Annotated in this window: 19 protein-coding genes and 1 pseudogene; 10 read left to right on the forward strand and 10 right to left on the reverse strand. The window is 61.7% G+C overall.

Annotated elements, in window-relative coordinates; all coding sequences use genetic code 11:
- Window positions 1-87: 87 nt before the first annotated feature.
- The 5 genes and pseudogenes from K6M89_RS03730 (at window position 88) to rfbA (ending at window position 5,499) form a co-directional block, all read left to right on the forward strand.
- Window positions 88-2,099 (forward strand): annotated as a pseudogene (locus tag K6M89_RS03730) (CgeB family protein).
- The gene (gene rfbC / locus K6M89_RS03735) at window positions 2,089-2,667 is read left to right on the forward strand and encodes a dTDP-4-dehydrorhamnose 3,5-epimerase (RefSeq protein ID WP_222138472.1); all 579 of its coding nucleotides are present in this window, start codon (window positions 2,089-2,091) and stop codon (window positions 2,665-2,667) included. The pseudogene K6M89_RS03730 and the gene rfbC overlap by 11 nt, the downstream one beginning before the upstream one ends.
- Window positions 2,668-2,673: 6 nt before the next feature.
- The gene (gene rfbB / locus K6M89_RS03740) at window positions 2,674-3,726 is read left to right on the forward strand and encodes a dTDP-glucose 4,6-dehydratase (RefSeq protein WP_222138473.1); all 1,053 of its coding nucleotides are present in this window, start codon (window positions 2,674-2,676) and stop codon (window positions 3,724-3,726) included.
- 6 nt (window positions 3,727-3,732) lie between these two features.
- Window positions 3,733-4,620 carry a dTDP-4-dehydrorhamnose reductase gene (rfbD, locus tag K6M89_RS03745; RefSeq protein ID WP_222138474.1) on the forward strand — a complete coding sequence of 296 codons (888 nt, stop codon included), beginning with the start codon at window positions 3,733-3,735 and terminating at the stop codon, window positions 4,618-4,620.
- Between the two features lie 9 nt (window positions 4,621-4,629).
- On the forward strand, window positions 4,630-5,499 hold the full coding sequence (gene rfbA / locus K6M89_RS03750; protein WP_222138475.1) for a glucose-1-phosphate thymidylyltransferase RfbA: 870 nt from the start codon (window positions 4,630-4,632) through the stop codon (window positions 5,497-5,499).
- A gap of 50 nt (window positions 5,500-5,549) precedes the next feature.
- Here rfbA and K6M89_RS03755 read toward each other — a convergent pair whose 3' ends face one another.
- From K6M89_RS03755 to K6M89_RS03785, 7 genes are all read right to left on the reverse strand, one after another.
- Entirely contained in the window at window positions 5,550-6,161 is a 612-nt protein-coding gene (locus K6M89_RS03755; protein WP_097581698.1) for a riboflavin synthase, read from the reverse strand.
- Window positions 6,161-7,471: a bifunctional diaminohydroxyphosphoribosylaminopyrimidine deaminase/5-amino-6-(5-phosphoribosylamino)uracil reductase RibD gene (gene ribD, locus K6M89_RS03760; protein ID WP_222138476.1), complete on the reverse strand. Its 1,311-nt coding sequence runs from the start codon at window positions 7,469-7,471 to the stop codon at window positions 6,161-6,163. Before ribD ends, K6M89_RS03755 begins: the two co-directional genes overlap by 1 nt.
- A 3-nt stretch (window positions 7,472-7,474) precedes the next feature.
- A complete protein-coding gene (gene nrdR, locus K6M89_RS03765; protein WP_003547190.1) occupies window positions 7,475-7,951 on the reverse strand; it encodes a transcriptional regulator NrdR in 477 nt (158 codons plus the stop codon).
- Between the two features lie 9 nt (window positions 7,952-7,960).
- Entirely contained in the window at window positions 7,961-9,259 is a 1,299-nt protein-coding gene (gene glyA, locus K6M89_RS03770) for a serine hydroxymethyltransferase (protein ID WP_097581701.1), read from the reverse strand.
- A gap of 218 nt (window positions 9,260-9,477) precedes the next feature.
- Window positions 9,478-10,782, reverse strand: a complete 1,305-nt coding sequence (locus K6M89_RS03775) for a L,D-transpeptidase family protein (protein WP_222138477.1) — start codon at window positions 10,780-10,782, stop codon at window positions 9,478-9,480.
- A 433-nt stretch (window positions 10,783-11,215) separates the two neighbouring features.
- Window positions 11,216-11,731 carry a transcriptional regulator LdtR gene (gene ldtR, locus K6M89_RS03780; RefSeq protein WP_004673822.1) on the reverse strand — a complete coding sequence of 172 codons (516 nt, stop codon included), beginning with the start codon at window positions 11,729-11,731 and terminating at the stop codon, window positions 11,216-11,218.
- Between the two features lie 129 nt (window positions 11,732-11,860).
- Window positions 11,861-12,298: a DUF6163 family protein gene (locus tag K6M89_RS03785; protein ID WP_064682151.1), complete on the reverse strand. Its 438-nt coding sequence runs from the start codon at window positions 12,296-12,298 to the stop codon at window positions 11,861-11,863.
- Between the two features lie 130 nt (window positions 12,299-12,428).
- Between K6M89_RS03785 and hemB the strand changes: the two genes are divergently transcribed.
- The 4 genes from hemB to K6M89_RS03805 all read left to right on the forward strand — a co-directional run bounded on the left by hemB (window position 12,429) and on the right by K6M89_RS03805 (window position 15,814).
- Window positions 12,429-13,442 carry a porphobilinogen synthase gene (gene hemB, locus K6M89_RS03790; RefSeq protein ID WP_222138478.1) on the forward strand — a complete coding sequence of 338 codons (1,014 nt, stop codon included), beginning with the start codon at window positions 12,429-12,431 and terminating at the stop codon, window positions 13,440-13,442.
- A 72-nt stretch (window positions 13,443-13,514) separates the two neighbouring features.
- A complete protein-coding gene (locus tag K6M89_RS03795) occupies window positions 13,515-13,973 on the forward strand; it encodes an RDD family protein (protein ID WP_009994177.1) in 459 nt (152 codons plus the stop codon).
- Window positions 13,974-14,152: 179 nt separating this feature from the next.
- Window positions 14,153-14,929: an arginyltransferase gene (locus tag K6M89_RS03800; RefSeq protein WP_097581707.1), complete on the forward strand. Its 777-nt coding sequence runs from the start codon at window positions 14,153-14,155 to the stop codon at window positions 14,927-14,929.
- Entirely contained in the window at window positions 14,930-15,814 is an 885-nt protein-coding gene (locus K6M89_RS03805) for a DMT family transporter (protein ID WP_222138479.1), read from the forward strand.
- A gap of 44 nt (window positions 15,815-15,858) precedes the next feature.
- Here K6M89_RS03805 and K6M89_RS03810 read toward each other — a convergent pair whose 3' ends face one another.
- Together K6M89_RS03810 and parC are read right to left on the reverse strand one after the other, a co-directional pair.
- Entirely contained in the window at window positions 15,859-16,314 is a 456-nt protein-coding gene (locus tag K6M89_RS03810; protein WP_064682147.1) for an SRPBCC family protein, read from the reverse strand.
- A gap of 238 nt (window positions 16,315-16,552) precedes the next feature.
- Complete coding sequence (gene parC, locus K6M89_RS03815) at window positions 16,553-18,808, reverse strand: DNA topoisomerase IV subunit A (protein WP_222138480.1); 2,256 nt, start codon at window positions 18,806-18,808, stop codon at window positions 16,553-16,555.
- A gap of 234 nt (window positions 18,809-19,042) precedes the next feature.
- Between parC and K6M89_RS03820 the strand changes: the two genes are divergently transcribed.
- Window positions 19,043-20,230 carry an aq_1923 C-terminal domain gene (locus K6M89_RS03820; protein ID WP_222138481.1) on the forward strand — a complete coding sequence of 396 codons (1,188 nt, stop codon included), beginning with the start codon at window positions 19,043-19,045 and terminating at the stop codon, window positions 20,228-20,230.
- Window positions 20,231-20,288: 58 nt separating this feature from the next.
- Here K6M89_RS03820 and K6M89_RS03825 read toward each other — a convergent pair whose 3' ends face one another.
- Window positions 20,289-20,930, reverse strand: a complete 642-nt coding sequence (locus K6M89_RS03825) for a TetR/AcrR family transcriptional regulator (RefSeq protein WP_376744676.1) — start codon at window positions 20,928-20,930, stop codon at window positions 20,289-20,291.
- Window positions 20,931-20,933 lie beyond the last annotated feature (3 nt).

The following is a 20,933-nucleotide window of genomic DNA, read 5'->3' on the forward strand; positions in this document are numbered from 1 at the left end:
AGCTTCACATCCAATAGTCGACACCCGAACCAGCCGAATGCTGTTTCGTGAATCACGAAGACGGCGGCCATCGCGAAGGACAATACCTTGACGATCAATCAGCCCATTTCCGCTCTACCGGCCGGTCTTCCTGATCTGGCGCTTCTCACGGAGAAGGCTGCCGGCACGGGATCCGTCATTATCTATCAGCCTTATCTCGATCCTTCGCAGCGCAGCCAGCTCGACGCGGCGGCCATGCCGTTCGACATCTCGTTCAATACGCAGGCAACGACCCGCGAATATGAACTCTTCCTCACTCTGCATCGGCATCACGAGGCGATTGGCCTCGGCGACGACGTGTTCTGGGGGCTACTTTCGAGCAAATTCGAGATGAAGTCGGTGACAAGCTTCCCGTCCTTCGTCACGGAAGCGGAAAAGGCCAGAGCGGAAGGTGCGGACGCCTATCTTTACAATCCGCTGATCGGCCACGCGGCAATCTACAGCAACGTCTGGGAACATTCGCTGCTTGGTGGTCACCCCGGCATGGAGCCGATCTTCCTGCATCTCCAGGAACTCGGCTATCCGATCGCGCCGCCGCAGGACAAGATTGCCTTCATGTTTTGCAACTATTTCTGCGGCAACCGGAAATTCTGGTCCGGGTATTTCGCCTTTTGCGAACGCATTCTCGAATCACTGGAAAGCCAGGCGCGCGCCGGCACGCCGGCGGGCAACGCCTATTCCGGTACGGCTCACTACTCACGCGATGCCAACGCGAAGATGCGCCCCTTCGTGATCGAGCGTCTGCTCGGCCTTTATGTCCAGCAGGCTATCGCCTCCGGATTGAAGATCGCCGCCTTCGTACCGACCCTTGCCGATTTCGAATGGAAGTTTGGTGTCCGCCTCGGCCGGATGCTGCATGGCCTGTTCGCCGCCAAGGAAGCCTTTCTTCAGAGCCGTGACGATGCTCTCCTGACCGCGTGGCAGCAAGGCCGCCAACCGCTCATCAAGCAGCCGCATCTGATCTGGGGGGCTGATGACCCGCCCGGCTGGATGCCGCGCGGCCAATTCATCGGCGGCCGCGAATTGATGCGCGCCTATGCTCCGCACGCTTCAGGCGCCTCCCCGGTGCCGCAGCAGCCGGTGCGTACGGAAAGGACCGCTATACCGGCCGCGCCGAAGATCGAGCAGCCGCTTGCCAACGCAATGCAGCCCTTTGCCGGCGGATGGCAGGCCCACAAGGATCGCCATTGCATCTGGATCGTGACGCCCGAAAACTACAATCACAGCCACGCCTTCGACGAAGTCGCGCTCGGCCTGCAGGGCGCCTTCGAGGAACTCGGCGGTTCGGCACCGATCGTTAGGAACATGAACGAGTTCGCGGGCCGTGCGCCGATCATTTATGGCGGCAACCTGCTTCCGGCCGAAATCGTCGGCCACCTGCCGCAGGACAGCGTTCTCATCAACCTCGAGCAGGTGTCTGAAGAAAGCAGCTGGATCAATTCGCGCTATGTGGCGATCCTGAGGGCGATGCCGGTGCTCGACTACAGCCCGCGCAACCGCGAAAACCTCGCCACCAAGGGAATCGACCACGCCGGCGTGCTCGAAATCGGGTACAGCCGTTGCCTGAGCCAGATCCAGCACGCCCCCGTCAAAGATATCGACGTGCTCTTCTACGGCTCGATGAACGAACGCCGCCACCATATTCTGAAGACGCTGAAGGACGCCGGGCTCAAGGTCGCGCATCTCTTCAACATCTATGGTGCGGAACGCGATGCGGCGATTGCCCGCGCCAAGATCGTCATCAACATCCATCATTATGCGAGCGGCGTCTTCGAGATCGTGCGCATTTCCTACCTGCTCGCCAATCGCGTTTGCGTGCTGACGGAAGGCGACATCCGCGATCCGGACCTCCAGCCCTTCATCGGCGGCTTGGCAATCGAGCCTTATGACGACATGATCGGGCGCTGCTACAAGCTGATCGCAGATGCCGACGAGCGCGATGCCATTGCCGCGAAAGGTCTTGCGGCCATCCAGAGCCGCTCGCAGGCGGAGATGCTGATGAGCGTTATGAAGGCGGGGGCCTGATGAAGGCCGCAGAAAAGGTAAGTCATGCACATTGAGACCGCCGCCATCGAGGGCATCGTTGCAATCACGCCGCCACGTTTCGGCGATCACCGCGGCTACTTCTCCGAAGTATTCAAGGATGCCTGGTTCCGGGAAAATGTGGCCGACGTCACGTTCGTCCAGGACAATGAATCGCTTTCGGGGCAGGCTGGCACCGTTCGGGGGCTGCATTTCCAGATACCGCCCTTTGCACAGGGCAAGCTGGTGCGCTGCCTTGCCGGCCGGATCATGGATGTCGTCGTCGATATCCGCGTGGGATCACCGAGCTTCGGCAAATGGCTCTCTCAGGAGCTCTCGCCGGACACCGGCAAACAGCTCTGGATACCGCCCGGCTTCGCACACGGATTCGCAACGATCGAGCCGAACAGCGTCATCAGCTACAAGGTAACCGCACCCTACAGCCCGCAGCATGATCGGGGCATCGCGTGGAACGATCCGGCGATCGGCATTCGCTGGCCCTTCGATGAGAGAGACATGGTATCGTCCGACAAGGACAAGACGCTGCCGCGGCTCGCCGATCTGCCAAACCATTTTCCCTATTCAGCACAACAACCCCAGGATTGATCGACGATGCGCATACTGGTCACGGGCGGAGCGGGCTTCATCGGATCGGCATTGGTGCGCCATCTCGTCAGCGAGATCGGCGCCGAGGTGCTGAATATCGACACGCTGACCTATGCCGGCAATCTTGCATCACTGAAATCCGTCGAATCGGCGCCGAACTATCGATTCCTGCGGGCGGATATCTGCGACCGCGCCAGGATGCAGGAAGCACTCGCGTCCTTCCGCCCTGATATCGTCATGCATCTCGCGGCCGAGAGCCATGTCGACCGCTCGATCTCGGGCGCGGCTGATTTCATTCAGACCAACATCTTCGGCACGTTCAGCCTGCTGGATGCCGCACGGCACTATTGGGATGGGCTTGAAGCTCACCGCAAGAGCGCCTTCCGTTTTCTGCATGTCTCGACGGACGAGGTCTACGGCTCGCTCGGCGACGAGGGTCTCTTCGAGGAGACGACGCCCTACGATCCGTCCTCGCCATACTCCGCCTCCAAGGCCGCGAGCGATCATCTGGCGATCGCTTGGCACCGCACCTACGGCCTGCCCGTCGTCGTCTCCAATTGCTCCAACAATTACGGCCCGTTCCATTTCCCGGAAAAGCTCATCCCGCTGATGATCCTGAACGCACTCGAGGACAAGCCTCTTCCGGTTTACGGCAACGGCGCAAATGTCCGCGACTGGCTCTATGTCGAAGACCACGCCCGCGCGCTCTTCACGATCGCATCCAGAGGGCGCCCCGGCGAAAAATACAATGTGGGCGGCCGCAATGAGCGCAGGAACATCGATGTCGTTCATCGCATCTGCGCCATTCTCGACGGCGTCTACAGCGACAAGGCACCGCATGCGCGTCTGATCACCAACGTCACGGACCGCCCCGGACACGACGCACGCTATGCGATCGATGCCACGAAACTCGAAAGCGAACTCGGCTGGAAGGCGCAAGAGACCTTCGAAACCGGCATCGAGAAGACCGTGCACTGGTATTTGGAAAACGAATGGTGGTGGAGGCCGCTGCGCGAAACCGTCTATTCCGGCGAACGCCTCGGCGTTTTCAAGGGGTGACAAGCGATGCGCATTGCCGTCACCGGTAAACAGGGCCAGGTCGTTCAGTCGCTGCTCAGACGCGGCGCCGAAACGGGCGTGGAAATCATCACGGTCGGCCGTCCGGAAATGGACCTTTCGGATCCTGCAAGCGTCGCAGCCGCCTTCTCGGCTCTGCGGCCGGACGTTATCGTCTCGGCGGCCGCCTATACGGCGGTCGACAAAGCCGAGAGCGAAGCCGAGCTTGCCTTTTCCGTCAACGCGGCAGGCGCCGGGGCGGTGGCCGAGGCTGCCGCGCGGATCGGGGTCCCGGTCATCCACATTTCGACCGACTACGTGTTCAGCGGCGACAAGGCCTCCGCCTATTGCGAAGAGGATGCGACCGCGCCCATCTCGGTCTATGGGCGTTCGAAGCTCGCCGGCGAGAAGGCCGTCGCGGCGGCGAACCAGAACCATGTCATATTGCGCACCGCCTGGGTCTATTCGCCGTTTGGCACCAATTTCCTGAAAACGATGCTGCGGCTTTCCGAGACGCGCGATCATCTTCGCGTCGTCGCCGATCAGTGGGGATGCCCGACCTCGGCACTCGACATCGCCGACGCGATTCTTGCGATCGCGACCCGTGTTGTCGCGGACCCCGCGCCATCGCTCCGCGGCACCTTTCACCTGACCGGCAGCGGCGAAGCAAGCTGGGCTGATTTCGCCGAAGAGATATTCGCGGCGCTTCTTAAATCGGGCGGCAGAAACGTCGGCGTCGAGCGCATCCCGACGACGGACTATCCTACACCGGCAAAGCGTCCCGCCAATTCGCGTCTCAACGGCGACAAGCTCGCCAGAACATATGGAATCCGGCTCCCCGAGTGGAAGCAGTCCATGACAATCGTCATGCAAGACCTTTTGAACAAAGGTCTTTAAGGAGAAAGCATGAAGGGAATTATTCTTGCCGGCGGCACCGGCACGCGTCTGCATCCGATCACGCAGGCCGTCTCGAAACAGTTGATGCCGGTCTACGACAAGCCGATGATCTACTATCCGCTGACGACGCTCATGCTCGCCGGCATCAGGGAGTTGCTGATCATCACGACACCCCACGACCTCGAAGCCTTCAAGCGCCTTCTCGGCGACGGCTCGCAATGGGGAATTTCGCTGACCTATGCCGTACAGCCGAGCCCGGACGGCCTCGCCCAGGCCTTCATCATCGGCGCCGACTTCGTGCACGGCGACAGCTCGGCTCTCGTTCTCGGCGACAACATCTTCTACGGGCACGGACTGCCGGAAATCATGAAATCCGGCACGAGTCGTGGGGAAGGCGCGACGGTGTTCGCCTATCACGTCACCGATCCGGAACGCTATGGCGTTGTCGGCTTTGACGAAGAGATGAATGCGCTGTCGATCGAGGAGAAGCCGAAGGAGCCAAAATCGAACTGGGCGGTGACCGGCCTCTATTTCTACGACCAGCAGGTGGTCGATATCGCCGCCAACCTGAAGCCGTCGCCGCGCGGCGAATTGGAAATCACCGACGTCAACCGCGCCTATCTCGAGCGCGGCCAGCTTTTCGTGGAACTGATGGGCCGGGGCTATGCCTGGCTCGACACCGGCACACCTGATAGCCTGCACGATGCCGCAGGTTTCGTCAGCACGCTGGAGAAACGCCAGGGCTTCAAGATCGCCTGCCCCGAAGAAGTCGCCTGGCGCATGGGTTACATCTCGCAGGACGACCTCGCCAGACTCGCGGAGAAGCACGGCAAGAGTGCCTACGGCCAATATCTGACGAAGCTCTCTCCGGTTTGGTGAACTATCTGGCCGGCCAGACGCGACAGCGGGATACCGAACAGTTTTGCGATTCAGGCGCTGGGAAATTCCGCCAGCCGGGCGGCGTAGCGCGCCATGGTGTCGACTTCGAAATTGACGAAATCGCCGGCCTTGCGCTCGCCCCACGTCGTGACTTCGAGCGTGTGGCGGATGAGCAGGACGTCGAAATCCGTGCCGTCGACCGCGTTGACGGTCAGCGAGGTGCCGTCGAGCGCGATCGATCCCTTGGGGGCGACGAATTTCGCCAGATGTTCGGGTGCGCGCAGGCGGTAACGCGTGGCGTCGCCCTCCGATGTCACCGAAAGGATTTCCGCCTTGCCGTCGACATGGCCGGAAACGATGTGGCCGCCGAGCTCGTCGCCGATCTTCAGCGACCGCTCGAGGTTGATCCGGCTGCCTTCCCGCCAGGTGCCGATCGTCGTCAGCCGCAGCGCCTCCTCCCAGGCCTCGACCTCAAACCAGCGGCCGTTGCTGCCTTCCTGCGGAAGGCCGGTCACCGTGAGGCAGATGCCGGAATGGGAGATGGAGGCGCCCATATCGATGGTGGCAGGATCGTAGGCGGTCGCGACCCGCAGCCGAATTCCCTCCTTCAAGGGAGAAACGGATTCGACGGTGCCGATATCGGTGACTATTCCGGTAAACATCAAAGCCTTCTTTCGTATTCATCCAGGCGATCAACGCCGAACATCTGCGTGCCCGTATGGGCAAAACCGGATGGTATGTCGGTTGCATCAAGCGGCGATTCAATACCGTTCACGCCGATGATGACGGGCGCCTGGTAAAGCTGAATGCGGTCGACGAGACCGGCTTCCAGGAAAAGCCGCGCCGTCTTGGCGCCGCCCTCGACCAGAAGCGAGGAAATGCCGCGTGTCGCAAGTGCGGGCAACAGAATTTCCGGATGATAGGGATTGCAGTAGACGATCTCGACGCCGGCGGCTTCGAGTGCGGCACGGCGGGAGTCCAGGTCGGTGGCGTCGGCGGGTGTGTTACCCCCCTCTGCCCTGCCGGGCATCTCCCCCACAGGTGGGGAGATTGGCTGGGGGCTGGCTCCCTGCCCTACATCTGCCGTTGATCGTGACGACGAGTCGTTTTGGGAATTCGGTTCGCGCTCCTTGCCAATCTCCCCCCTTGTGGGGGAGATGTCCGGCAGGACAGAGGGGGGTAACCCCTCCGCATCCGCCGCTAAAGGCGAAACTTCCTCGCTCGCCACAAGGATCACCGGCACGTCCCGCGCCGTCTCAACCAGCTTGCTCGTCAGCGGCAATACCAGCGCGGGGTCGAGCACGATACGGATCGGCGACTGCGCCTCCAGGCCGGGTGTGCGCACCGTCAGCAGCGGATCGTCCGATATCGCCGTGCCGATGCCGACCAGGATCGCGTCGGTTTCGGCCCGCAGCGCCTGCACCTCGGCGCGAGCCTCCGAGCCGGTGATCGCCACCTGCCCCTCCCCCGCACGGCCAATCATACCATCGGCAGAAACGGCAAGCTTGAGAGTCACATAGGGCCGGTTCTTCGTCTGGCGGGTGAGATAGCCGGCCAGCGAGCGCCGGCCCTCGGCTTCCAGCAGGCCTGCATCTACCTCGATACCGGCGTCACGCAGCATGGAAATGCCGCGGCCGGAGACCCGCGGATCGGGATCGGTGACGCTGATGACGACGCGCGCGACGCCATAGGCGATCAGCGCCTCGGCACAGGGCGGCGTCTTGCCGTGATGCGAGCAGGGTTCGAGGGTGACATAGGCGGTGGCGCCGCGGGCAGCCTCGCCGGCTTCGGCGAGCGCCTGCGGCTCGGCATGCGGACGGCCACCGAGGGCGGTGACCGCCTGGCCGACGATGACGCCGTCTTTAACGATCAGGCAGCCGACGGAGGGGTTGGTGGCGGTGCGGCCGAGATGCCGGCGCGACAGGCGGATCGCCGCCGCCATGAAACTCTCGTCATCCGGCGTGACGCTCATGGCTCATCTGTCCAGCGGGTCGCGGGCGATCTTGGCGTTGATTTCGGAAATAACCTTCTCGAAATCCTCGGCAAGCGAAAAATCCCGATAGACCGAGGCGTAGCGCACGAAGCCGACATCGTCGAGGCTCTTCATGGCTTCCAGCACCTGCAGGCCGATCTGCTCGGAGGAGATTTCGGTCTCGCCGGAGCTTTCCAGCCGGCGGACGATGCCGGAGACGGCGCGCTCGATGCGGTCACGCTCGACGGGGCGTTTGCGCAGCGCCACTTCAAAGGAGCGCACCAGCTTGTCGCGGTCGAAGGGCACCTTGCGGCCGGTCTTCTTGATGACCATCAGCTCGCGCAGCTGCACGCGCTCGAAGGTCGTGAAGCGGCCGCCGCAATCCGGACAGATACGCCGCCGGCGGATGGACGTATTGTCCTCCGCCGGGCGCGAATCCTTGACCTGAGTATCTTCCGAACCGCAATAGGGGCAGCGCATCGCTACTCCTTACCCCATGTAGTCATACATTGGGAAGCGGTCTGTAAGGTTGACCACCTTGCCGCGCACGGCGGCTTCGACCGCAGCATTGCCTTCGTCGGAATTGGCAACCTTCAGGCCGTCGAGAACCTCGACGATCAGGTTGCCGATTTCGCGGAATTCGGCTTCCTTGAAGCCGCGCGTCGTGCCGGCCGGCGCGCCGAGGCGCACGCCCGAGGTGACGAAGGGCTTTTCCGGGTCGAAGGGAATGCCGTTCTTGTTGCAAGTGACATAGGCGCGGCCGAGCGCTGCCTCGGCGCGCTTGCCGGTGGCATTCTTCTTGCGCAGGTCGACGAGCATCAGATGGTTGTCGGTGCCGCCGGAGACGACGTCGAGACCGCCTGACATCAGCGTTTCGGCAAGCGCCCGGGCGTTCTTGACGACCTGAGCGGCATATTCCTTGAATTCCGGCTGCAGCGCCTCGCCGAAGGCCACCGCCTTGGCGGCGATGATGTGCATCAGCGGGCCACCCTGCAGACCGGGGAAGACGGCCGAATTGAACTTCTTGGCCAGATCTTCTTCATTGGTCAGGATGACGCCGCCGCGCGGGCCGCGCAGCGACTTGTGCGTCGTCGTCGTCGCGACATGGCAATGCGGGAACGGCGAGGGATGCTGGCCGCCGGCGACAAGACCGGCGATGTGGGCCATATCGACCATCAGATAGGCGCCGACCGAGTCGGCGATCTCGCGGAAGCGCTTCCAGTCCCAGATGCGGGAATAGGCGGTGCCGCCGGCGATGATGAGCTTCGGCCGGTGCTGTTCGGCCTTGCGGGCGACGTCATCCATGTCGAGCAGGTTGTCGCCTTCACGCACGCCGTAGGAGACGACATTGAACCACTTGCCGGACATGTTGACCGGCGAACCATGCGTCAGGTGACCGCCCGAATTGAGATCGAGGCCCATGAAGGTATCGCCGGGCTGCAGCAGCGCCAGGAACACGGCCTGGTTCATCTGCGAGCCGGAATTCGGCTGGACGTTGGCGAAATTGACGCCGAACAGCTTCTTGGCGCGTTCGATCGCCAGTTCCTCGGCGATATCGACGAACTGGCAGCCGCCGTAATACCGCTTGCCTGGATAACCCTCGGCATATTTGTTGGTCATGATGGAGCCCTGAGCTTCCAGCACGGCGCGGGAGACGATGTTCTCGGAAGCGATCAGTTCGATCTCGTGCCGTTGGCGACCGAGTTCCTTTCCGATCGCGCCGAAAATCTCGGGATCGACGTCCGCAAGCGAGCGATTGAAGAAGGATTCGGTGGAAGCATTGGTCATGGGCGGGCTCCTCAACTGGAATGCGCGAAGGTATTATCCTTCCCCTGTGGTAAGGGCAATACGAAGAACGACATTTGCTGAGCAAAGCGCGCGCTCCAGTCACTTTGCGACAGCGCGGCGCCGATGAATCGCAGTTCCGGGATAGAGCGCCCCTCGCCGCAATAAAAAAAACCGCGCCGGGAGGGCGCGGTTCGAGGGTGCGATGCAGAGGTCGCCGCTTATTGCACCGGCTGCTCCATGCCAGCCGTGGTATCGAGCGCCAATTCGGCATTGCCGTCCATCTGATAGATGTCGTCGCGGAACTGGACAATGCCGTCGGGCATGCCCCAGGCAGAGATGTAGACGAAATAGACCGGAACTTCCGCCGCGAGCTTGATCGGCGTGTTGACGCCGCTTGCGATCACCTGCTCCATCTGCTGGCGGCTCCAGCCGGGGGTTTCGCGCAGCAGCCAGTTCGTCAGGTCGCGCACGTTCTGCACACGGACACAGCCCGAAGATTCGAAGCGCATCAGCTTGTTGAACAGGCCCTGCTGCGGCGTGTCGTGCATGTACTCGCCGTTCTTGTTGTAGAAGTTGATCTTCGTCGACGCCATGGCGTTGGTCTTGCCGGGGTCCTGACGGAACATCAGGTTCGGTGCCTCGCCGTTCCAGTCGACGGTCTCGGGGGCGACTTCGTTGCCCTTGCCGTCGAGCAGACGAATGGCGTTCTTTTCGAGATAGGTCGGATCCTTGCGCATCAGCGGCATGATGTCCTTCTCGACGATCGAGCGCGGCGCCGTCCAGTAAGGATTGAGAATGACCTCGTAGATCTTCGAATTGACGAGATGCGTCGGGCGGCTCAAGCGTCCGACAACCGCGGTATGACGCGTCGCGACACTGCCGTCTTCGACAGCCTCGACATAGGCGGCCGGAATATTGACCATCAGGTGACGGCGTCCCAGGTCTTCGGGGAAGGTTTGCAGACGGATGAGGTTGGTGTTCAGCTGCTGCAGACGGACATCGGCGGGAATGTTCATCGCCTTCAGCGTGAATTCGCCGAGGACGCCGTCGGCCGGCAGGCCGTGACGCGCCTGGAAGCGCTTGACGGCGCCGTCGACATAGGAATCGAAGGCGCTCGACATGCCGGCTTCGCGCGGCAGGTCGCCGGTGATCGCCAGACGCTGGCGCAGCGCCTGGACGGCGGGATGGCTGACGCCGAGCTGCAGGCGCTGATCGCCGGGATTGACTTCAGGCCAGCCGCCGGCGGCCGCGATCTGCTGATACTGCATGATCGCCTGCTGGGCGCTGGCGACCGATTGAGGCCCGAGGATCGGCGTGTTGGACACGACGGCCGTCGCCGTCCGCGAAGCCGCCTTGGCGTCGAACTGGTCGTCCCAGTTGCCGCGCCGCGGCGCGTTCAGGAGCCCATCGAGCGCCGATTGCGCAAATGCAGGCCCGGCAGCAAGCGCGCCGGCGCCAACCGTTGCCGCCGACGCCAGGAAAGCGCGGCGCGAGAGAGCTTCAATTCCGTTTTTCTTCGACATAGTCCCAACCACTGAATGCCGCGATAAAGGAAAGCCGCGGCTCTTTGCGATATCACTGCGCCGTAACGCAGATCTCTGTGCATTCGTTGTCCGGCGCATCAAAAAATTCCGCTAGCCCCATCACAGAAGCGCGATGCGACAGCCTGAACATTTCCGATCGGTTCAAGCGCCGGTTGTTAACCTTCCGCTGCCACACCAATATGGCCAATTCGTGTTACCGGCTCGGAAGATAGACCGCCGGCCGCCGGAGACACGACGCAACGAACCATGACGGGCTAAACGGTGCCGGTTAATAACGGCTAAAAAACGGCTTGAATACAGGCGAGAACGCTTGCCTGCCCTGCGTTGCAAAGATGCCACGCGGGCAAACGGCAAAACCGGACGCGCAGGGACACGTCCGGTTTTCTGCAACCCTGAAAGGAGGTCAGGGATTTTAGAGACGATACATGATCGAGTCGTTCCAGAAGCGGTCGAGGCGCTGGAGCAGTTTGTTCATCTGGGTGAACTCGTCGGTGCCGATGCCGCCGACCTTGTCGATCGAGGCGATGTGGCGTTCGTAGAGCTTGGCGACCGTCTCGGCGATGTCCTGGCCGGTTTCGGTCAGGCTGATGCGGACCGAGCGGCGGTCGATGCGCGAGCGCTGGTGGTTGATGAAGCCGAGATCGACCAGCTTCTTGACGTTGTAGGACACGTTGGAGCCGAGATAGTAGCCGCGGGAGCGCAGCTCGCCGGCGGTCAGCTCGGAATTGCCGATGTTGAAAAGGAGCAGCGCCTGGATGGCGTTGACGTCGCTGCGGCCCTGCCGGTCGAATTCGTCCTTGATGACGTCGAGAAGACGACGGTGAAGACGTTCAACAAGATGAAGGGATTCCATGTAAAGATCACGGATGCCCTGATCCTGCTGGTCACGGAAGTTCGATACCGCCTGCGGCTTGATTTTCGTGTTCATATTGACTGCCTCACTGTTTGATTGGCGGTGTCGTTTTCTTCCCGCCTTGAGTGAGACCCTATCGAATACATATAAAATTCGACTTAAACCGCAGGCTTAACGGAGCCTTACTGGAAACCCCACGTTGTCTCAGGGTAAATCAACGCTTACCTGGCGGCGGTGCCGGCGCTTTTCCAGCCACAGCAGCAGGCGGAAAATGCAGTAGACAGCGGCGACCATGAGATGCAGCAGGATGATCAGCTTGTTGGGGCCGAAAATATCCGGCAGCAGGCCATACATCAGGACCTGGCCGCCGGCGGCGAGCACCCAGATGACCGGCCCCCAGGAGACGGTGAGCCACAGACCGAGGGACGCGACCGGGAAAAGCACGGCAAGGCTGGTGCTCGCAACCTTCCACGGCAGGCTCAACAGATCGAAGCGGCCGGCGCCGACCAGCGAATAGCCGACGAGCATCGCCCAGTATTGCAGGCCGAACCAGAAGCAGGATAGGGCGACCAGCCTCAGGAAGAGAATGAAGAGGAGATCCGCCAGTGTGCGTTTCGGGATCGTCGGGCTATCGGTTTCCATGGCGCAGACATCGGTTCCGGTTGTATCGTCATAAGGGTGTTTTCCGCCGCGGCCAATCGTCCGGTTTGGATTTTCCGGGCGCCATGATAATGAGCGCTCCGATAAATGGAATGGGCTGGGGATAGATATCATGCAGGACAGGACGCATCTCGTCGACGACATCACCGGCCATCGCCGCATGCGGCGCAACCGCAAGGCGGATTGGACGCGCCGGCTGGTGCAGGAGAACCGGCTGACCGTCGACGACCTTATCTGGCCGATCTTCATCGTGCCGGGTTCCGGCATCGTCGATCCGATCGCGGCCATGCCGGGCGTCAACCGCATGAGCATCGACAAAGCCGTCGAAGCCGCACGCGAAGCGGCCGGCCTCGGCATTCCGGCGCTCGCCACCTTTCCGAACATCGAACTGGAACTGCGCGACGAGACCGGCTCGAACAGCCTTGAGGCCAATAACCTGATCAACCAGGCGACGGCGGCGATCAAGAAGGCGGCGCCCAATATCGGCGTCATCACCGACGTGGCGCTCGACCCCTTCACCAGCCATGGCCATGACGGGATCCTGAGAGACGGCGAGATCGTCAATGACGAGACGGTCGATCAAGTGGCGCGCGCCGCGGTGATGCAGGCGGATGCCGGCGCCGACATCATCGCGCCATCGGAGATGATGGACGGGCGCATCGGCGCGATCCGCATGGCGCTCGATGCGGCCGGCCACCAGAACGTCGGCATCATGAGCTATGCGACGAAATTCGCCTCCGCCTTCTATGGCCCCTATCGCGAGGCGATCTCGACCGGCGGACTGCTGAAGGGCGACAAGAAGACCTACTATATCGACCCCGCCAACGGCACCGAGGCGATCCGCGACGCGGCCCTCGACGTCGAGGAAGGCGCCGACATGCTGATGGTCAAGCCGGGCCTGCCCTATCTCGACATCTGCTGGCGGATGAAGGAGGCCTTCGGCCTGCCGACCTTCGCCTATCAGGTCTCCGGCGAATATAGCCAGATCAAGGCGGCGGCGATGAATGGCTGGATCGACGGCGAGCGGGCGATGCTCGAAACGCTCTTGTCGTTCAAGCGGGCGGGATGTGACGGCATCCTCACCTATTTCGCGGTCGAGGTGGCGAAAATTCTCGGAAAACGGTGAGTGTAGGGCGATTATTGTATTTCGCCCTACCGACACCATATCAGCGGCATCGCTTTTTCGCAGGAGATCGAGATGAGCTACAACCCCAATCCGCTTTTTGCCGCACCGGAGGACTGGCGCGCCTATAGCGGCGTGTTGAGCCGCCGTGTCCTTGCCTTCATCCTCGACTACCTCATCGTGGCGCTGCTGTGGATCCCCGCAGCGATCGTGCTGTTCTTCCTGTCGATCATCACGCTCGGGCTAGGCTTCCTTCTCTACCCTGCCCTCTTCGTCATCGTCGCCGGGATTTACTTCGGCCTGACCGTCGGCGGACCGAGCCAGGCCTCGCTCGGCATGCGGGCAATGGGGATCGCGATCGTGCGCGTCGATGGGCGGCCGATGGATTTCCTGACGGCGATCGTGCATCTGGCGCTGTTCTGGATCCTCAACTCGGTGCTGACCCCGCTCATCCTGCTCGCCGGCCTGTTTATCGAACGCAGCCGCCTGATCCACGACCTCTTGGTCGGCACGGTGACGGTGCGCACCGCTTGAAGCGCGGCGGAGACGAAATAAAGTCTCCGCCTTCCCTTTGCCGCCTGTTGCAGACGCTCCATATTTAACTTTAGAAGACCGAAATGAAGGACGGAAATCGTCCCGCTGTTGACGTTTTCTATTCTTAGGTCATGCTGTCGGAAAACGGCACTGTCTCGACAAGGAAACTTCCGCGACAAATGAATACGCAGACAACGCCATCCCCGCAGTTTTATCTGACGGCTCCGGCTGCGTGTCCGTATCTGCCGCATGAGATGGAGCGCAAGGTTTTCACCCATCTGGTCGGCCCGCGAGCCGCCGAGATGAACGACATCCTGACGCAAGGCGGTTTCCGCCGCTCGCAGAACATCGCCTACCGCCCGGCCTGCGAATCCTGCCGCGCCTGTGTTTCCGTGCGGATTCTCGCCCAGGAATTCGAGCCGACGAAATCGATGAAGCGCGTGCTTGCCGCCAATTCCGACGTCATCGCCACCGAATTCACCGCCCAGCCTTCCAGCGAACAATATTCGCTCTTCCGACGCTATCTCGACTACCGCCACCAGCAGGGCGGCATGTCCGACATGACCGTGCTCGACTACGCGATCATGGTGGAAGACACGCATGTGAATACGCGAATCGTCGAATACCGCCGGCGCGAGGAAGGTTCCGGACTGGAAGAGCGGCCGAAAGGCGAGCTGCTTGCCGCGGCGCTGACCGATACGATGAGCGACGGGCTGTCAATGGTCTATTCCTATTTCAATCCCGGGCTCGAGCGGCGTTCGCTCGGCACCTTCATGATTCTCGACCATATCAGGCGCGCCAAGGCGCTCGGCCTGCCGCATGTCTACCTCGGCTACTGGGTTCAAGGGTCGCGGAAAATGGACTACAAGACGCGCTTCCAGCCGCAAGAACATCTGACCCCGCGCGGCTGGGAACGTTTCGATCCCTCCTCCATGCGCGAAAGCAATCAGGACTGAATGTCCCCCACCGCTCTTTCCGACCATCGGAAGGGTCTGCTGCTGACGGCGGTCGGCGGGCTGGCGCTTTCCGTGGATATCCCGCTCGTACGGCTTGGCGATGGCGATATCTGGTCAATCCTGGGGGTGCGAAGCGCAGCCACGGTTCTCGCCACGTTCCTCATCCTTGGCGCAATACGCCTTGCCTGGGGCAGATGGCCGGTGCTCGTGCCGGGGCGAGCCGGCCTGCTCGCCGGCCTGCTCTATGGCCTCTCCTCCCTCACCTTCGTGCTCGCCGTCTTCAATACGGCCACGGCCAATGTCGTCTTCATCGTCGCCTTCAACCCGATGTTCGGGGCACTTCTCTCCTGGACTTTTCTCAAGGAGAAGCCACAGGCCGCAACGCTAATCGCCATGCTGTTCATGATCGTCGGCGTCGGATTGATCGTGAGTGATGGGCTTTCCAGCGGCCATTTCTTTGGCGACGCCATGGCGATTGTCAGCGCGCTCATTCTTGCATCAGCCATTACAATCGGGCGCGCCTCGCGCCGGGACATGGGCTTCGTGCCGCTGCTTGCCGCCATTTTGCCGGCCGCGCTCGGGCTTGCGCAAGCTCTGCCCTCGGGGCTTTCCATCGCCCATCCCGGATGGGTCCTCCTCAACGGCGCCATCGTAATGCCGGTCGCCTTCTGGTGCCTGGCGACCGGACCACGCTACCTCTCCGCCCCTGAGGTCGGCATGTTCTACCTGCTCGAAACCGTGCTCGCGCCGATCTGGGTCTGGCTGATCTTCGCGGAAATGCCGGCGACGATGACACTCGTCGGCGGCGGTATCCTGGTGGCGGCGATCGCCGCCCATTCGGGCTGGATGGTGCGAAGGAAGAGTCGCAGGCCGCTTGCGGAGTAAATATGGTCAGCCGCCGCGCTTCCTTCTCGATTTCAGCATAGTTCTCAGCCGGCCGCCTTGAACTGCTGGTCCAGCTCCCTGCCAAGCCCTTCGAGCACATGCGCCCAGCCTTGCCTGGTCTTTTCCTCATGTGCGGCCCATTCGGCGCACATTTCGTGGCTCAGCGTCAGACGGCTGCCGCCGCCGAGCGGCTCGATGTCGATTTCGACGCGGTCGCAATTGTGGTCGTGCTCTTCGACGGAGAAGCAGAAGACCATACGGCGCGGGCGCTTCAATTCCAGGAAAACGCCCTGGTGGAAGGCGTCGCCGGTCGGGCGGCGGTCGACGATGAAAAAACGGCCGCCGACATGCGGATCGATATCGGCGCGGATGACGTGACCGTCATCGGTGGCGAACAGGAAGCGGCGGGCGATTTCGGGGTTGAGCCAGGCGTCATAGACGACAGCGGGAGGCGCTCGGTAGGTATGGCTGACATGTAATTTGATGGTGCTGGCGGGCATCGATTTTCCTCCGGTAGGGCACGCGCGCCTTTCCCAGGCGCGCGGGCCACAGCCGTTCCATCCGCCCATAGAACCGGCCTTCTCTTCTTTTGGATAACAGCGATGAGATAGAGAAGTTCCGGCGCCCGCCAAGAGCCGGGCACGGAATTTTTATGGCTCAGAGCATTTCCGTCTGTTCGAATCAGGAAAATGCTCGTCTCTTCGTTTTCATGCAATTCCAGACAGAAAAGGAATTGCTCTACCCGGCAAATTTGCCGCTACGCGGAAAACCCTTCGGCACGGTGCGGCCGACGCTGGCGCGGTCGGCGAGCCATTCGGCAAGCTCGTCCTTGTTCTTCGTGAAGGTGCGGCCGGCACTGTCTTCCCAGACGAGGCCGTCCGATATCGCAAAGCAGCGGACGTCGGAAATGCCGCCATCCTTGTAACGCTGCAGGCGAACGCCCTTGCCGCGCGACATTTCCGGCACCTGTGCTAAGGGAAAGACCAGAAGCTTGCGGTTTTCGCCGACGACGGCGACATGGTCGCCGCTGACAGGCACCAGCAGCTGCGTCTCCTCGGGCAGCGCGACATTCATGATCTGCTTGCCCTTGCGCGTATTGGCGACCAGTTCGGCCTCGGCAACGACGAAGCCGTTGCCGGCTGTGGAGACGATCAGTTGCTTGCGCGCGGGATCGTGGACGAAGGCGGTCAACACCGCCTGGTCGTTGTCCATGTCGACCATGATGCGCAGCGGCTCGCCGTGGCCGCGACCGCCCGGCAGCTTGTCGCCGCCAAGCGTGAAGGCCTTGCCGCCTGTCGTGACGATCAGAATCTTGTCGGTCGTCTGCGCCGGGAAAGCCACCTTCAAGCCGTCGCCTTCCTTGAAGGTCAGCGTCGCCGTATCGGCGATATGGCCCTTCAGCGCGCGGATCCAGCCCTTTTCGGAGATGACGACGGTGATCGGTTCCTTCTCGATCATCGCCTGCTGGATCGCCTCCTCATCGGCCTCCGGCGCGTCGGCGAACTGGGTGCGGCGGCGGCCGACCTCGGTCGCCTTGGCGAATTTCTTCTTCACTTCGCCGATTTCCCAGGCAACCGTCTGCCACTGCTTGTCGTCGGAGGCTAGCAGCGCCTCGATCTCGCTCTTTTCCTTGGTGAGCTCGTCGAACTCCTTGCGGATCTCGAATTCTTCCAGCTTGCGCAAGGCGCGCAGCCGCATGTTGAGGATCGCCTCGACCTGATTGTCGGTCAGATCCCATCGCGCCATCATGACGGGCTTCGGCTCGTCTTCCTCGCGGATGATGCGGATGACTTCATCGATATTCAGATAGGCGACCAGAAGGCCGCCGAGGATTTCGAGACGTCTTTCGATCGCGGCCAGACGGAAGCGCGAGCGGCGCTGCAGAACCTCGCGGCGGTGATCCAGCCACTCTTTCAGCACCTCGTTCAGCGCCATGACCTTGGGGATGCGGCCCATGGACAGAACGTTCATGTTGAGGGGGAAGCGGCTTTCGAGCTCCGTCAGCTTGAACATCGATTCCATCAGGATCGTCGGATCGACGCTCCTGGATTTCGGCACCAGGACGACACGGATGTCCTCGGCCGATTCGTCGCGGATATCTTCGAGCAGCGGCAGCTTTCGCGCGATGAGCAGCTCGGCGATCTTCTCGATCAGCCGCGATTTCTGCACCTGGAAGGGAATTTCGGTGATGACGATCTGGTAGCCGCCGCGGCCGAGATCCTCGGTCTGCCATTTCGCCCGCACACGGAAACCGCCGCGACCGGTGCGGTAGCTCTCGATGATGCTGTCGCGGCTGTCGATGATGATGCCGCCGGTCGGAAAATCCGGGCCGGGAATGAATTCGACAAGCTTTTCGACGGTCGCATCGCGATGCTTGATCAGATGCAGGGCGGCGTCGCAAAGCTCATGGGCATTGTGCGATGGGATCGAGGTCGCCATGCCGACGGCGATGCCGGAGGAGCCATTGGCGAGCAGGTTCGGGAAGGCGCCGGGAAGGACGACCGGCTCGGAATTCGATTCGTCGTAGGTGTCGCGGAAGTCGACAGCGTCCTGATCGATGCCTTCGAGCAGCAGTTCGGAGACCGCCGTCATCTTCGATTCGGTGTAACGCATGGCGGCCGGGCTGTCGCCATCGATATTGCCGAAATTGCCCTGGCCGTTGACCAGGGTGTAGCGCTGCGAGAAATCCTGGGCGAGACGGGCAAGCGCATCGTAGATCGACTGGTCGCCGTGCGGATGGTAATTACCCATCACCTCGCCGACGATCTTGGCGCATTTCCTGAAGGCCGAAGTCGGCCTCAGCCCCATCTCGTTCATCGCATAGACAATGCGGCGATGCACGGGCTTCAGCCCGTCGCGCACGTCAGGCAGAGCACGGTGCATGATGGTCGACAGCGCATAGGCAAGATAGCGCTGCTCGAGCGCCGCCTTAAGGTCGACCGGTTGGATATTGTCGTCGTCTCCGCCGGAAGGCGGCAAAATCTCTTGTCCCATGGGTCTTGACTAGCCCAGAAGAGGCCGGCGGGCAAGGAATCCGGGGTATTGCAGCTGTGGATGAAGTCTTGGGACTGACATCAAAGGATGAGACAAACCCTTCGCCGCAATTTGGACTTCGTTTGCCGTTCCTTTCAACGGAAATTTAGAAGTCCGCAAATATAAAGCGGGCCCAATCCGTAGTAGCGTAACTGCAGAGTTCCAACCGCCACCACGCCACCAGAGGAATCACCCATGAACATTTACCGGACAACGCGGCTGATGCTGTCGGGCGCAGCCTTTTTCTCGCTCGCCGGCTCGGCTTTCGCTCTCGATGGCGCCGATCTCTTGAAGAAGATCAATGCCGCCTATGAAGCGCAAGGCGGAACGATCTCCGCTGACGGCGTCAATATCGACGGCACGGCCGTGACGTTGAAGAATGTTACGCTTAAGCCGACCGGTGGCGAAAGCCTGCCCATCGGCGAAGTCACCCTGTCCGGCGTCGAAGAAGACGAGGATGGCGGCTATTACATCGAAGAAGCCGCCTTCCCCGACATCAACAAGACGGGAGACGGCGTAACAGTCACGGCGCAGGAGCTGACGCTCGGCGGCATCTCCGTCCCGGCAACGCCAGGCGGCGACACGCTCGACACCATGATGCTTTACGAGACCGCCCATATCGGCCCGCTGAAAGTGGTCAAGGACGGCGCGGAAGTCTTCTCGGTGCTTCAAAGCGACATGAATGTGACGCTGCGCGAGGACGAATCCGGCTTCGATTTCGACGGCGCCTTCAAGAGCATGAAGGCCGATCTCACCAAGACCGACGATCCCAAGAGCAAGGATGCGATCGAGAAACTCGCCCTGCAGCACGTCCAGGGCGACATCACCATGAAGGGCGCCTGGGAGCTCGGGCCCGGCACGATCGACGTTTCGGAAATCGCCTTCGACTTCACCAATATCGGCAAGCTCAACCTCGGCTTCAAGATCTCCGGCTATACGATGCCCTTCGTGAAAACGATGCAGGATGCGATGAAGGAGTCCGAAGCCAATCCGAATAAGGAACAGGCGCAGCAGGCGCTCGGCCTTGCCATGCTGGGTCTGATGCAGCAGCTGTCCTTCGAAGGTGCGCAGGTGCGCTTCGAGGATGCCTCGATCACCAAGCGGGCGCTCGATTATGCCGGCGCTCAGCAGAACATATCAGGCAAGCAGATGGCGGATTCGCTGAAGGCGATGACGCCGATCATGCTGGCCCAGCTCAACATCCCGGAACTGCAGAATGCCGTTTCGGCCGCCGTCAACACTTTCCTCGACGACCCGAAGAGCCTGACCGTCAAGGCCGCCCCTGAAAAGCCGGTGCCCTTCCCGACGATCGTCGGCGCCGCCATGGGCGCTCCGAACACGCTGCCGCAGGTGCTCGGCGTCAAGGTTTCGGCCAACGACTGATCGCTTTGATCTGACCACGAAAAGGCTCGGCGGACCACTCCGCCGAGCCTTTTGCTTTTCAGCCGCGGTGGCGGGCGACTTCGGCGATGGCAAAGCTTGCGATATCAAGCAACTCCTCCATCGATGCGCCGTCCCTCGCCTGCACGGACATGCCCTGGACGATAGCGCCGAGGAAGCGCGCCAGTCCGCGAGGGTTTGTATCGGCCTTCATATCACCCTCACGGACACCCCGCTCGATCCTTGCCGTAAAGGCATCCAGCGAGTTGCGACGCAGCGCCGCAACATGGTCGGCGATAACATCGTTCTCGCTGGCGCAGTTCAGCACGGCCGTCGAAATCATGCAGCCTTTCGGATGTTCCACCGCCGAAAACGTCGCGGCCGATCCCCGCAATATCCGCTCGAAGGCAGAAACGGTATCGATCGGCTCGCCGAGCGCGGAAAAGGTCTCAGCGTTGAGCGCCCGGTATTGCTGCAGCGCCGCGCGATAGAGAGCGGCCTTCGAGCCGAAGGCGGCATAGAGGCTTTGCGGAGTAATGCCCATGGCGGCCGTGAGATCTGCAATCGAGGCGCCTTCGTATCCATAGGCCCAGAAGGTTTCGCGGGCCGCCGAGAGCACGGTTTCGCGATCGAAAGCGGGCGGGCGCCCGCGGCGACGAACGCCTGGATTTTTCGCAGCCGAGCTATTTTTCACAATGGTCACTCT

The organism is Rhizobium croatiense (assembly GCF_019793465.1).
Taxonomy (GTDB): domain Bacteria; phylum Pseudomonadota; class Alphaproteobacteria; order Rhizobiales; family Rhizobiaceae; genus Rhizobium; species Rhizobium croatiense.